Genomic DNA, 13,785 nt, shown 5'->3' with positions numbered 1-13,785 from the left:
GAACAAGGAAGGAAATACATACATGTATATAATAGATAAATAGAATGGAACATGTATAGAGAAAAAGGAGAGAAAAGATGACGTGTCAAAAACAAGGGTTACAAGTTAATAACGATAGAAAGAGGGACAGAAGATGAAAATGAAGCATGCTTTTGGTCCTATAATTTTAGCGTGTGTGCTTTTTTTCATTATCATTCTAATCCCATCGAAAAGTTTGGTATCGCTTATTAGTGATAAGAAGGTAGAAGATGCGGCAACTTCTTTACAAAAAGAGAAATTACAAAGTGCTTTCTTACAGCAAAAAATGTTAGATAATTCACAGTATTTACCGATGTACGGTTCATCAGAATTTTTACGAATGGATGCATATCATCCGTCTAATTATTTCAAAGTAAATCCAGCTGGTTTTACACCGTTTTTAATTGGAACTGGCGGTACACAAAGTTTAGCTCATATTTTAAATATGACATCTACTATGGATGAATTAGAAGGTAAAAAAGTAGTCTTTGTTCTTTCACCACAATGGTTTACAAAGACTGGTGTTTCACAAGGGGATTTCACTAATAATTTCTCCAAACAACAAGCATATCATTTTATTTTTAATGATGAGATAAATCCAGAAATGAAGAAGCAAATCGCGAAACGGCTATTAGATTATAAAGTTGTTCAAGAAGATGATATATTAAAAAATTCATTAGAAGGTATTGTATATAATGATACGAAACATAACATAAAAGCAGGTTTAGTTAAACCACTTGCTTATATGTATCGAAATATTTTAGATCATAGAGATTTATTTAACTCTTTATTTAAAATCGAACCGATGAAAGAGAAAACCAATAGCGGGCTTCGTTCAATTTCTTGGGAAGACGCACGTAAACACGCAGAACAAGAAGGGAAAGCTGAGTCTACTACAAATACATTCGGAATTGAAAATCCGTATTATCATAAGAATAATCTGAAGAAAAAACTAAAAGGTTTAAAAAACTTTAGAGCAAATGAAACATATGATGAATCACCAGAATATGATGATTTACAAATTATTTTAGATTTATTTAAAGAGAAAAATGTCAAACCACTCTTTATTTCTGTACCTGTAAATGGGCCTTGGTATGATTATACTGGCTTCCCGAAAGAACGCCGTGAAGTGTATTATAATAAAGTTCGAGAACAGGTTGAGAAAGCAGGATATCCAGTAGTTGATTTCTCTGGTCATGAATATGATAAGTATTTCTTAAAAGATACGATTCATTTAGGCTGGAAAGGTTGGATTTATTTTGATGAAGCAGTGCAGAAATTTTATTCTGAGAAATAAAGTATAGAAATCGGAATGGCTATGAGCCGTTCCGATTTTTTAGTATAGAGGATTTTGGTGAGGACAATTTGGGAATGCATGTATATCTTGAACCTGTCTATAATCATAATGTTTCATTGCGAACTGGGCTTGATAAAGGTATTCATACACATATAATTGCCCATCATGCGCTGAACATAATACACCTGAAGTTCCTTGCCCATTTATGAAGGAAATACCGATAGGGCGTCCGATTAAGTATGGTATTTTTTGCTGCCAATGCATAGGGGAATCACTCCTTTTTGAGATAATATACGAAAGGAAGGATCGAATGGTTGCTTATCCATGTAAATGTAGATGGAAAGGTGTTATATAATTCCTGGAGATTAATTCATATATAAATAGAAAACCGCTATAATTCCGAATGAATTTATAGCGGTTTTTATTATATTCTTAAGCAAGATTTTTGCGCTTTTTTGTCCATTTTTTTATAACGAAGTATAAAAGTATAAGTACGACGCCACCAATTGCAAATGATTTCACATACGGACCAGCAATATCGTTTATATTCTCCCAGTTTTCGCCTAGTTTTTCACCTAGATAAATGAAAATGATGGACCAAGGGATGATTGCGAGTGCTGTTAATGTAGTGAAACGTAGTAAAGGCATTTTTGTAATACCAGCAGGAATTGAAATCGCATGACGCACTACTGGAATGAAGCGTGCTGTAAAAATGACGCCAGTTCCGTAACGATTAAACCAATCTTCTGCAGCATCTATTTGTTTTTTATGTATGAAAATATATTTTCCATAACGTTCTAATATAGGTCGTCCGCCGTATCGTCCAAGCCAATAAATAAAGATTTGGGCAATAACACCGCCAATTGTACCGAATACAACAGCACCTATAAATGAGATACTTCCATTGAATACTAAGTATCCTGCATAAGCAAGGACAATTTCACTTGGGATAATCTCAATCATAAGTCCAAGCATAATGCCCCAATAACCTAATCCTTCAAAAAACGTTAATACTGAATGAATAAAACTACTTAACATTGTTGCACCTTCTAGTTTATGAATTTTTGAGTATAAGAACCATTTATTTAATGACATAAAAGGTTCACTATATGTAGATTATACCTTATTTACATAGGGGATTGCTATTTCAATTCTTTTATGTCTCTTATAAGTATTATAGTAAAGGATATAAGCCGCGTTTTCATGAAGGGTTAATGAAAAGGTTATTAAAAATTTCTCATAAAAAAATAGAAGCATTTCTGCTCCTATTTTTTTAAGGCTTCACATCTAAGTTCTGTAAAAATAAAGTTGCTGTTACGTAACGTTTTGCTAACATTTGTACATATGCGGTATGTACAGAAAGGGTCGCAATAATAATAGCGTTACGAATTGCTTCGCGTTGTTCGTTATTAATTTGATCGAACTTGCTTGCGATTTTATCAGCTTTTTCTTTTACGATGTTTTCAATTGTATGAACGGTATCTGTTGCATTTAATTGTAAGCAATTCCCTTGATTGAGTTCTTCAAATAGAGAAGAGTATGCTACATATAAATGAACAGGATTGATTAAATCATCACTTCGATCGGCTGGGTCATTTACAATAAGGCGTAATAGCTTACGAATGGATTCAAAATCAAGTGCTGTTTTTAAATCTTCGACAATAAATAGTAAGGCTGCTTGTTCAATTGAATATTTTTTCCCTTTTTGAGGAGAGCCAATCATTTCTTTTATATCTCGTTTCACCCAGTTTTGCATAGCAGTTACAGAGAAACTTGTGTTTTCAATCTGATTGCCAAGCGCAACTATTTCATTTAAAGAAAAACCGACATCAGTATCGTCAATTTTAATCAGCTTTTCAAAAATAGGTGAAAGTGCGGTAGTAATAAAAGCTGTAACGCTTTGTCCGCTTTCAATATCTTTTTTATGTGACTTTGCCCAAGCTTCTTGTAAAATACCGAGAGGCTTTTTCGTATTCCATCCTCTTAGTGATAGAAGAAGGGTAGCCATTTCGTTTCGTGTGAGATGAAATGTTTCCATCTTTTCACCTCCAAAATAATAAAAAGTTCTTATGAACTTATAATATGTTTTGTTTCATTTAAAGTCAATTCTGTTTTGCTTAAATTTTCCTTTGTCACCAAACTGTCGGAAGTAAATAATACTTGCATATTTCGACAAAAGTTCATATAATAAGTTCATAAGAACCTTTAAAATGTTCTTAAAAACAAATCTATCATTCTGAATTTACTAGAAAGATAGATTTCACATATATCTATATAAAAGGAGAATGGATATAATATGTTGAAAAAACTTGTAGCAGTAATGACAGCATTTATGGTTATCTTTGGGGCTAGCAGCTTTATGTTCGTAGATCATGCGGCAGCGAAAAGTTACAAATCTGGTAAAAAATCATTTACACCAAGTTCAGGTCAAAAGTCAAAAGTTGATTTAAACAAAAAAGACTCAAATGTAAATTCTCAAAAAACGACTCCAGATTCAAAAACGAAAGCAACAAACACAGCACCAAAAAGTAATAAAGGAAGCTTTATGAAAGGTTTATTACTAGGTGGTCTTGGTGGTTTACTAATGGGTAGCTTATTTGCAAATATGGGAGCTCTTGGTTCTGTATTAGCGTTTATGGTAAATATGTTAGTAATGGCTGGTATCGTAATGTTAGCAGTTCGTGCATTTAAATACTTCAAAGACCAACGTAAAAAGAAGGCAGATGAAGTAGCATGGAAACAATAAAAATTTCTGAACAAGAATTAATAAATGCGCTTTGCGTATATATAGCTGAAAAAAGACAAGTGGGTCCAGAAGAAGTGTTAGTTGAACTCATGTATGACGATGACTACGGTTTCTCTGCGGAAGTAGAGGTAAATGGTCGCCAGCAAATTTTAATTCAAGCAAACTTAATCGAAGCATTACGCTTATTGCTTGACAGAGAATATAATGTCAATTCATTCGCAGCGAGATTACAACTTGAATTAGATGATGAAGAAGGTATTTACGCATTAGCGAGATTTAATAACTCAGATGAGTAGAGAAAAGAGCTGTTGAGAATAATCTCAGCAGCTCTTTTTAGTATGTGCATATGTAGAAGAATAATCACGCCAAATTTCATTCATCTTTCGTCTACCGATATCTACCATCGGATTAAACTGAATTGCAGCTTTTTGACGAACAGAGTGAACGTTTTGCATGGCGTGATATAATTGTTGGTCGACTATATCATGTTTTTCACCTGCATATTTAGCAATTGATAGACCTGCAACAGTTCCTTGCGCCATCGCAATTTTTCCGCTTTCAATGCCTGTAATATTGCCAGCTACAAATAAACCAGGAAGAGGGGTTTCCATTGTTTCGGAATGGAGAGGAACGTGTCCGCCTAATTCTGAAATGTAATGGAAGGGACAACCAGCTACAGCTGCAAGTTCGGCAAGTGGGTATAATCCCCCAGCAATACAAACAAAATCTGCTTCATATATTTTCTCGGATCCATTAATAACATTTCCTTTAGAGTCAATATTAGCAATACGTACACCTTCAACTTGATCTGTTCCGATAATTTCAAGAGCTGCTTTCCGAAGGTGAAGTGGCGTTCCGTTTATTTTCATTCCGCTGTTTGGATAGAATGTTAATCCAGCTTTTCGAATCCAATCATATTTCATAAAGTGGCTACCTATTCGTAAAATAGCAGAAGGAGCGAGATGTGCTGCATTTAAAAGAGAGTTTAAAACTTCTTCAGGTTCACCAGCTTTTTGACTTAACTCGCTTTTTTCAGGGAGTACAATATGATCTACTTTAATTCCCGCTAATTGCAATTCACTTAAAATGGCGAAAGACAAAATGTTAGCACCAATAATGATTCCTTTTTTTCCAACTTGCACGCGATGAACATTTGTCATAACTTGAGCTGCTCCAATTGACATCACTCCTGGAAGTGTCCAGCCTGGAAGGGGAATAGAATATTCCGCAGCACCAGTAGCAAGTAGTACGAACGGTGCTTCTAACGTACCGATATTAGTATGTACAAACCAATTGTTTTCATCTTTATCTAAATTATAGACCGAAACACCGCACCTGATATGTACTGAAAGTGATTCTGCTTCTTCATGAAGTCGCTTCGATTCTTCTATTCCGTTCCACCATTCCCCAGTAGGCTCTTGATGCAACTGCCCTAACAATCTCCCGCCCGGCTTCATAAATTCATCAATAACGAGCACTTTTAGTCCGAAACGAGCACAAGAGATAGAAGCAGATAATCCCGCTGGCCCTGCACCGATAATAATTACATCACTCATCGTTTTTTCACCATCTCTCTCACGATATTCGGATGCTGTTTCCCGCTTTCAACAACCATGTTTTCTTCTACAACAGTTAAGCATGCGCGTACATTTGTTTGATTATTTACTGTTACGCGGCATTCAGAACAGTGCCCAATATTACAATAAATACCTCGCGGTGTCCCACTATCTTCATGAACTCTTAATGTCCGTATTTCATTTGCTAACAGGGCAGCAGCTATCGTTTCATGTTCATATGCTTCGTATTGATGACCGTTAAATTGAAAAGTAATACGCTCACTACTTTGTAAAGTCCCTAAAATAGGGTGATGTGTAATTCTACTCATTTACTTTCACCTACCGATCCAAAAGTAACTGCACGTATTGGTGGTTGATATTTTAACGGTAGTTCATTAAGAGTTACGTCAGGATTCGCATTTTCAATCATTCGATCTATCATTATTCTGCATGTACGACCACCGCAAAATCCCATGCCAGCACGTGTTCTTAGTTTTAATTCTCTTGCCGAGCAGTTATATTCAGCAATTGTCGATTGAAGTTGTCCGTATGTAACCTCTTCACAACGACAAACGATTAAGTTGTTTTTATTTGTCATGTGTATTCCTCCTCTAGTTCGGTTTGCACAAATTATATATGCAAAAATCATGCCAATATAGAGGAAGGAGAGAGAGCTACCTGTAAACGCCTAATCGGTGCATACTGCTTCTTTATTGAAGTCCAAGTTTTTTTAAACGGTTATATAAAGTAGCCCTTGTTACGCCAAGTTGTTTTGCACATTCTAATTTATTCCCATTTAAAATTCGTAAAGCCCTTTCAATAACTTTTTTCTCATGCTCATCCATCTCTTCTTGTAAAGAAAGGATTGTATTATTGTTGCTGAGTAATAGGGAATGAGCTGTATGGTTGTCTAAAGTTTCAGTCGTATGAAATGGTAAATATTCTTGTTTTATAATTCCGTCTGTCGCAAATACCACAAGTCGTTCAACAACGTTTCGAAGTTCGCGAATATTACCTGGCCAATTGTAATGAAGCAGTTCATGCATAATGCTTGAAGGTAGGTCACGAATTGGTCGGTTATAGTTGATCGAAAAATCGTTTAAGAATGAGTATGTGAGTTCGATAATATCCTCTCGTCTTTCACGCAGCGGTGGAATATGCAGGCTAACTACATTTAAACGATAATATAAATCTTCTCGGAAAGTTCCTTTTCTCATTTCTTCTTGTAAATCCCGATTTGTAGCAGCGATAATGCGGAAATCAATATTAATTTCTTTTTCTCCGCCAACTCGGTAATACTTTCGTTCTTGTAGTACACGTAACAGTTTTACTTGCATATCGAGCGGCATTTCGCCAATCTCATCGAGGAATAAAGTACCGCCTTGTGCGAGTTCAATTTTACCTTTTTTCCCTTTACTATTAGCTCCAGAAAACGCCCCACGCTCGTAACCGAATAATTCACTTTCAAATAATGCTTCTGGAATTGCCCCGCAGTTAATCGAAATAAAAGGCGCCTTCGCTGCTTCACTTGCTTCATGAATTGCTTTCGCAAATACTTCTTTTCCAACTCCGCTTTCCCCAAGTATTAAAACAGTTGATTTCACCGAACAAACTTTTCTAGCTAATTGTATTGTTCTTTGTATAACAGGACTTTTTCCATTCATCGCAAGGAAAGGGTCAGATTCATCTTTATACTTTGCCACTTCTTGTTCTAAACGGTGCATTTCATGTGACATATTAAATAGTTTTTCATTTAAAGCGACTTGATTTGTAACATCTGTTTCTGAAACGACTGCTCCTATAATTTCATCATTACAATAAACTGGATTTGAATTAATTAATACGAATAAATCGGGACGAGGCTGATGGAACTGAGCGACTATGCTTTTTCCATCATGTAAAGATTGTAAAATTTCCAAGTCTTTATAATCAAAAAAACGAGTAATCGGTTGCCCAATAATTTCATTATGGTTGACTGAAAATATTTTTTCAGCACCATCTGTCCAAGTTCGAACGCATTCTTTACTATCAATGACTGTAACAGAAGAGTCAGTTGTTAGTATTACGGTGTCATAAAATGCCTGTAGTTCATTGTAGGACTTATAAAGAAATGGAATCATTTGCTGAGAAGTTATACAGCATATCGGCTCATCGTTTTCGTTAAGGATGATAACAGCTAATTCATAAGAAAAAGCGTCAATTAGTGCAGTGAATGAGTCATCTACATAAATAATGGCGCAATTATATTCTTCTGTAGTAGAAGGGAGATAATAAAACCTTTCGTTTACTTGCTTAATGTGATTAAGGCTACATGTATGATCGATTAAAATACTTTCCAAAAACTCTTGTATAGTCGGAAATGAAAATGCCATAATATCCTCCTGTTATGTATAAAAATTTTGACAGTGATAAAAAAATAATACACCTATTTACTATAAATTTGAATTATTTTTACAAATAAAAATATTGTTTATGGAAATTGTATATGTGCAGAATTGGCACGTCAATTGCATAAAAGAAAGTGAGAGGTTTAGGGAAAGGAGGAGTATATTGTGAGGCACTGCGACGTTTTAATTATAGGTGGTGGAATAATAGGGTGTTCTATCGCTTATTACACTTCAAAATACGGAAGAGACGTAACAATCATTGAAAAAGGAGAATTTGTCAGCGGGACGTCTTCACGGTGTGATGGGAATATTTTGGCCATTGATAAAGACCCAGGGTTTGATAGTCAAATGTCTTTAGTAAGTCAAAAATTAGTAACTGATTTAAGTGAAGAATTAGAGCATTCATTTGAATATAGGGCACCAGGAAGTATTCTCGTATGTGAGTCAGACGAAGAGATGGAGGCTGCACAGCAATGGGTAAATCGGCAAAAAAAAGCTGGATTACCGTTTCGAATGCTTGATAGGCAAGATATAAGAGAAGAGTCGCCTTTTTTTGCTGATGATTTATTAGGCGGTTTAGAATGTGCGACGGATTCAACTGTGAATCCATATCTCCTTGCTTTCTCGCTTCTGTCAGAGGCACAAAAGTTTGGCGCAAAAGCCTTTAAGCAGACCGAAGTAAAGAGTATGAAAATAGAGACGAATGGTTCATTTGTTGTAGAAACTACGAATGGTACTTTTACAGCAAAACAAGTTGTAAATGCAGCCGGTGTGTGGGCTCCTAAGATTGGTCAGATGTTGGATATAAATATACCAATTGAACCGAGAAAAGGGCATATTATAGTAGCATCAAGGCAACAACATGTAGGGTGCCGTAAAGTAATGGAATTCGGTTATTTAATTTCTAAATTTGGCGGAAAAAGAAAAGTAGATGTTTTAACTGAAAAATACGGGGTTGCGCTCGTATTTGAGCCTACTGAAAGTCAAAATTTCTTAATTGGAAGTAGTCGTGAATTTGTAGGGTTTCATACGAGAATAAACAATGAAGTCATTAAATGTATCGCAAATAGAGCGATTCGCTTTTATCCGAAAATGGCAGATATGATGGTAATTCGTTCTTACGCTGGTTTACGTCCGTGGACAGAAGATCATTTGCCGATTATTTCACGAGTGGAACATATTCCGAATTATTTCATTGCCGCTGGACATGAAGGGGATGGGATTAGTCTTGCAGCAGTTACTGGGAAAGTAATGGAAGAGTTATTAAATGAAAAAGAGACAATTATTCCTATTGAACCACTTCGTTTGAGTCGTTTTACAGAAAGGGTGTTAAACGGATGAGGTCACAAAGAGTCTTTACGACTATTGATACACATACGGGCGGGAATCCAACGAGGACATTAATTAGCGGACTTCCAAAGTTGATTGGAGAGACGATGGCAGAGAAGATGTTACATATGAAAAAGGAATATGATTGGATTCGAAAATTGTTAATGAATGAACCGCGTGGTCATGATGTAATGTCAGGGGCATTATTAACAGACCCATGTCATCCTGAGGCTGATATAGGTGTTATATACATAGAGACAGGTGGATACTTACCGATGTGCGGTCACGATACAATCGGTGTATGTACAGCGTTAGTTGAATCAGGTTTAATTCCAGTAGTTGAACCGATTACTTCTTTAAAACTAGATACCCCGGCTGGCTTAGTGGAAGTAGATATTGCTGTTCAAGATGGAAAAGCAAAAGAGGTATCTTTCTGTAACATACCAGCTTTTTTATTGAAAAATATTACTGTACAAGTTAAAGACATTGGAACTGTAGAGGCTGATATTGCGTATGGAGGGAATTTTTATGCCATTATTGATGCGAAGTCAGTAGGCCTAGAATTAGTACCAGAAAATGCATCTACAATCATCGATAAGGCGATTCATATAAGAAACACAATTAATGAGAAGTTTGAAATCATTCATCCAGAGTATTCGTTTATTAGAGGATTAACACATGTTGAATTTTATACAGATGCTACTCATGAATGTGCGCATGTGAAAAATACAGTTGTTGTACCACCAGGCGGAATAGATCGATCCCCATGCGGTACAGGAACATCTGCGAAGCTAGCTGTATTATACGCTCAGAAAGAAATCAAAATTGGTGAAGAGTTCATTCATGAGAGTATCGTTGGTTCTTTATTTAAAGGATATGTCATGAATACGACACATGTTGAAAATATTGAAGCTGTCATAACGAAAATTACGGGATCAGCTTGGCTTATGGGTATGCATAAATTTTTTTACAATGAAATGGATCCACTCAAAGAAGGATTTTTGCTAATTCCGCCGATGGAACATGAAACGGAGGATATAAAATGAACATTCAAAAAATGTATACAGCAGTAGACGTACATGTAAATGGCGAGGCATTTCGTGTAATGAAAGACGTACCATGCAAATACTACTACAGTTTGGAGCAATTAAATGAACAATTTTCAGGTGAATTAGCAGAAGAGATGAAGCTTTTATTAAATGAACCACGTGGTTTTATTGGTTTGAATGGGTGTATTGTTGTTCCATCTATCCATAATGAAGTGGATGCAGCTGTATTATTTTTTAATTATGAAGGTTCGATTCCGCTTCATTATGGGGGCATTGTTGCGGTAATAACGATGTTACTCGAAAGTGGGTATTTAAAAAAGAGAGAGTCCAATCAATACAAAATTGAAACGTTATCTGGAATATTTTTAGTTCATGCGTATGTAGAGAATGATGAAGTTATATCTGTTTCGTTTGAAAGCAAACTTTGCTATTTGATTGAGGAAAATTTACAGGTTGGTAATGTAAGTTATTCTCTCATACAAGCAGATAAAGTATATGCAGTTGTAGAAAAAGGTGCGTATTCGCCAGAAATTCGTGTTGAAAACATTTCAGAATTGAAAAGATGGGGAGAAGCTACACTGCAGGCTATACAAAAACAGTCGCTAATAAAAAGGCTTATTTTAGTAGATCCTTCGCAAAAAGAAAAGAACCATATAAAGTCGATTACATTTCATGAAGATAACTTTATCGTACGTTCGCCAGGTTTTGTTTCTACTATCGTTTCCTATGTTCATGCATTATTTAAAAATGATTATATGGCGGATAAACCTTTTAAAAATGAAAGTATATTTAATAGTTTTATAACTGTGGAAAAAGTGAAGAAGGAGGAACTAGGATACATTTTCCGTTTTGAAAGTAGAGGATTTATTACAGGGATGCAGACGTTTCTATTAGACCCTACGGATCCGTTTCCGGCAGGATTCTTATTAAAATAAAATGTGATAGGGAGAGATAAATATGCAAAAAATTAAAGGGGCATTTCCAGTATTAATAACACCGATGGATGAATTTCAGGAAATTAATTGGGATGGGGTAAAACAAAATGTAAATTACTTTATCGAACAAAAGGTTGCAGGTATTATCATTAATGGAAGTACAGGAGAGTTTGTAAGTTTATCAAAAGAAGAACGATTTAAAATGGTAGAAACTGTGTTGAAAGAAATTGATGGCCGTATTCCAGTCATTGTTGGAACTGCAGCAGAGACCACAAAAGAAACAATTGAATATACGAAACATGCAGAAGCGCACGGAGCGGATTGTGCATTAATTATAAACTCTTACTATTGTAAACCGAAGGAAGAGGAGATTTATTTTCATTTTAAAGAAATCTCAAACTCTGTAAATATACCAATTATGCTATACAATAACCCATTTACTTCTGGTGTCGATATGAGTACAGAGCTAATGCTCCGTATTGGAAAAGAGTGTGAAAATGTTTCACATATTAAAGAATCTAGCGGAGATATTCGAAAAGCGAGAGATTTAGTAAGACAAAGTGAAGGGGCTTTCCAAGTCTTCTGTGGTTCTGAAGATTTAGTTATGGAATCATATTTAGTTGGTGCTTCGGGATGGGTTTCAGTAGCAGGAAATATCGTTCCCGGTCTCGTTACAAAAATGTATGAGCATTTTCAAAATGGTGAATTAGAAAAGGCGTGGGAAATAAACGATGCTATTTTACCACTTTGCGAGTTTCTTGAAGGATCAGGGAAATATGTTCAAATCGTTAAACGTTCCATGGAATTACATGGGCAAGCGGGAGGACCTTCTCGCTATCCAAGACTAGGATTAACTGTTGACGAAGATCAAAAGCTTCAAACGATTTTATCAAATATTGCAGCTCATGCAGCTGTTTAAATAAGGAGGAGAACATAATGTTAAAGACAAATATTGAGCTGAAACCAAAAGTGGAAGCGTTTTTAAATGAAGAAATTAAAATGTTTATTAATGGCGAATTTGTTTCTGCTATTGGCGGAAAGACGTTTGAAACATACAATCCAGCAACAGAAGATGTTCTAGCAGTCGTATGTGAAGCGCAAGAAGAGGATATTGATGCTGCAGTAAAAGCAGCAAGATCTGCATTTAAATCTGGTCCGTGGGCAGAAATGACTACTGCTGAAAGAGCGCATCTTATTTATAAGTTAGCAGATTTAATTGAAGAACATAGAGAAGAATTAGCGCAACTAGAAGCTTTAGATAATGGAAAGCCATATCAAGTAGCACTTGATGATGATATTTCAGCGACTGTAGAAAATTATCGTTATTACGCAGGATGGGCTACAAAAATTATTGGGCAAACAATCCCAATTTCAAAAGATTACTTAAATTACACGAGACATGAACCTGTAGGTGTTGTAGGTCAGATTATTCCGTGGAACTTTCCGCTCGTTATGTCTTCTTGGAAAATGGGAGCTGCACTGGCGACAGGTTGTACGATCGTATTAAAACCAGCAGAGCAAACACCTTTATCCTTACTATATACAGCAAAACTCTTTAAAGAGGCTGGATTTCCAAACGGTGTTGTAAACTTTGTACCAGGCTTTGGTCCTGAAGCAGGAGCAGCAATTGTAAATCATCATGACATTGATAAAGTTGCTTTTACAGGATCTACTGTTACAGGAAAGTATATTATGCGTCAGTCTGCAGAAATGATTAAGCATGTAACGTTAGAGCTTGGCGGCAAATCACCAAATATCATTTTAGAAGATGCGGACTTGGAAGAATCAATTAATGGTGCATTCCAAGGTATTATGTATAATCACGGTCAAAATTGTAGCGCAGGATCACGTGTATTTGTTCATCGTAAACATTATGAAACTGTAGTAGATGCACTTGTGAAAATGGCGAACAACGTAAAACTTGGAGCAGGTATGGAGAAAGGAACGGAAATGGGTCCACTCGTATCTAAGAAACAACAAGAGCGTGTGTTACATTACATTGAGCAAGGGAAGAAAGAAGGTGCTACAGTTGCGGCTGGTGGCGAACGTGCGCTTGAAAAAGGTTATTTCGTTAAACCAACTGTATTCACAGATGTTACAGACGATATGACAATCGTTAAGGAAGAAATATTTGGACCAGTTGTTGTTGTACTTCCATTTGATTCGACAGAAGAAGTAATTGAACGAGCGAACAACTCATCTTATGGCCTTGCTGCGGGTGTATGGACGCAAAATATCAAAACGGGTCATCAAGTGGCAAATAAATTAAAAGCAGGAACAGTGTGGATTAATGATTATAACTTAGAAAATGCAGCTGCACCATTTGGTGGATACAAACAATCTGGTATTGGCCGCGAATTAGGTTCATATGCGCTTGATAATTATACAGAAGTGAAAAGTGTTTGGGTAAATATAAAGTAATAGGGTGTTTTACTGACAAAAATTGAGGGATGAAATAATGAAAGATG

15 protein-coding genes are annotated in these 13,785 nt (G+C 35.8%); 8 read left to right on the top strand and 7 right to left on the bottom strand.

What is annotated here, in order from left to right:
* The first annotated feature begins 133 nt into the window (after positions 1–133).
* On the top strand, positions 134–1,315 hold the full coding sequence (gene dltD, locus IBT51_RS12520) for a D-alanyl-lipoteichoic acid biosynthesis protein DltD (protein ID WP_098127586.1): 1,182 nt from the start codon (positions 134–136) through the stop codon (positions 1,313–1,315).
* A gap of 39 nt (positions 1,316–1,354) precedes the next feature.
* Here dltD and IBT51_RS12515 read toward each other — a convergent pair whose 3' ends face one another.
* The 3 genes from IBT51_RS12515 to IBT51_RS12505 form a co-directional block, all read right to left on the bottom strand.
* Positions 1,355–1,579 (bottom strand): hypothetical protein, encoded by a 225-nt coding sequence (locus IBT51_RS12515; protein WP_000558692.1) that lies wholly within the window; start codon positions 1,577–1,579, stop codon positions 1,355–1,357.
* A 168-nt stretch (positions 1,580–1,747) separates the two neighbouring features.
* On the bottom strand, positions 1,748–2,353 hold the full coding sequence (uptA, locus tag IBT51_RS12510) for an undecaprenyl phosphate transporter UptA (protein ID WP_000952913.1): 606 nt from the start codon (positions 2,351–2,353) through the stop codon (positions 1,748–1,750).
* Between the two features lie 235 nt (positions 2,354–2,588).
* A complete protein-coding gene (locus IBT51_RS12505) occupies positions 2,589–3,353 on the bottom strand; it encodes a DUF1836 domain-containing protein (protein WP_000447231.1) in 765 nt (254 codons plus the stop codon).
* Between the two features lie 258 nt (positions 3,354–3,611).
* On the opposite strand from IBT51_RS12505, the gene IBT51_RS12500 reads away from it, so the two are divergent.
* Positions 3,612–4,061: a hypothetical protein gene (locus IBT51_RS12500; RefSeq protein ID WP_000914478.1), complete on the top strand. Its 450-nt coding sequence runs from the start codon at positions 3,612–3,614 to the stop codon at positions 4,059–4,061.
* Positions 4,049–4,357, top strand: a complete 309-nt coding sequence (locus tag IBT51_RS12495; protein WP_000447762.1) for a YxcD family protein — start codon at positions 4,049–4,051, stop codon at positions 4,355–4,357. The genes IBT51_RS12500 and IBT51_RS12495 overlap by 13 nt, the downstream gene beginning before the upstream one ends.
* A 24-nt stretch (positions 4,358–4,381) precedes the next feature.
* Here IBT51_RS12495 and IBT51_RS12490 read toward each other — a convergent pair whose 3' ends face one another.
* The 4 genes from IBT51_RS12490 to IBT51_RS12475 form a co-directional block, all read right to left on the bottom strand.
* Positions 4,382–5,617, bottom strand: a complete 1,236-nt coding sequence (locus tag IBT51_RS12490; RefSeq protein WP_001286083.1) for an NAD(P)/FAD-dependent oxidoreductase — start codon at positions 5,615–5,617, stop codon at positions 4,382–4,384.
* Positions 5,614–5,946 (bottom strand): (2Fe-2S)-binding protein, encoded by a 333-nt coding sequence (locus IBT51_RS12485; RefSeq protein WP_000087063.1) that lies wholly within the window; start codon positions 5,944–5,946, stop codon positions 5,614–5,616. Before IBT51_RS12485 ends, IBT51_RS12490 begins: the two co-directional genes overlap by 4 nt.
* A complete protein-coding gene (locus IBT51_RS12480) occupies positions 5,943–6,215 on the bottom strand; it encodes a (2Fe-2S)-binding protein (RefSeq protein ID WP_000182619.1) in 273 nt (90 codons plus the stop codon). Before IBT51_RS12480 ends, IBT51_RS12485 begins: the two co-directional genes overlap by 4 nt.
* Positions 6,216–6,327: 112 nt before the next feature.
* Complete coding sequence (locus IBT51_RS12475) at positions 6,328–7,989, bottom strand: sigma-54 interaction domain-containing protein (RefSeq protein ID WP_088023696.1); 1,662 nt, start codon at positions 7,987–7,989, stop codon at positions 6,328–6,330.
* Positions 7,990–8,169: 180 nt separating this feature from the next.
* Between IBT51_RS12475 and IBT51_RS12470 the strand changes: the two genes are divergently transcribed.
* From IBT51_RS12470 to IBT51_RS12450, 5 genes are read left to right on the top strand one after another with little or no spacing between them, the layout of a single operon-like run.
* Entirely contained in the window at positions 8,170–9,345 is a 1,176-nt protein-coding gene (locus IBT51_RS12470; protein WP_200458261.1) for an FAD-dependent oxidoreductase, read from the top strand.
* Positions 9,342–10,379 carry a proline racemase family protein gene (locus tag IBT51_RS12465; RefSeq protein ID WP_200458262.1) on the top strand — a complete coding sequence of 346 codons (1,038 nt, stop codon included), beginning with the start codon at positions 9,342–9,344 and terminating at the stop codon, positions 10,377–10,379. Before IBT51_RS12470 ends, IBT51_RS12465 begins: the two co-directional genes overlap by 4 nt.
* Positions 10,376–11,317 (top strand): proline racemase family protein, encoded by a 942-nt coding sequence (locus IBT51_RS12460; protein WP_098853081.1) that lies wholly within the window; start codon positions 10,376–10,378, stop codon positions 11,315–11,317. The genes IBT51_RS12465 and IBT51_RS12460 overlap by 4 nt, the downstream gene beginning before the upstream one ends.
* Positions 11,318–11,339: 22 nt before the next feature.
* A complete protein-coding gene (dapA, locus tag IBT51_RS12455) occupies positions 11,340–12,236 on the top strand; it encodes a 4-hydroxy-tetrahydrodipicolinate synthase (RefSeq protein ID WP_200458263.1) in 897 nt (298 codons plus the stop codon).
* A gap of 17 nt (positions 12,237–12,253) precedes the next feature.
* A complete protein-coding gene (locus tag IBT51_RS12450; RefSeq protein ID WP_200458264.1) occupies positions 12,254–13,738 on the top strand; it encodes an aldehyde dehydrogenase family protein in 1,485 nt (494 codons plus the stop codon).
* The last annotated feature ends 47 nt before the right edge of the window (positions 13,739–13,785 follow it).

Source organism: Bacillus sp. S71, assembly GCF_016625265.1.
GTDB classification, from domain to species: domain Bacteria; phylum Bacillota; class Bacilli; order Bacillales; family Bacillaceae_G; genus Bacillus_A; species Bacillus_A cereus.
This window is presented reverse-complemented; position numbering and strand designations above follow the sequence as displayed.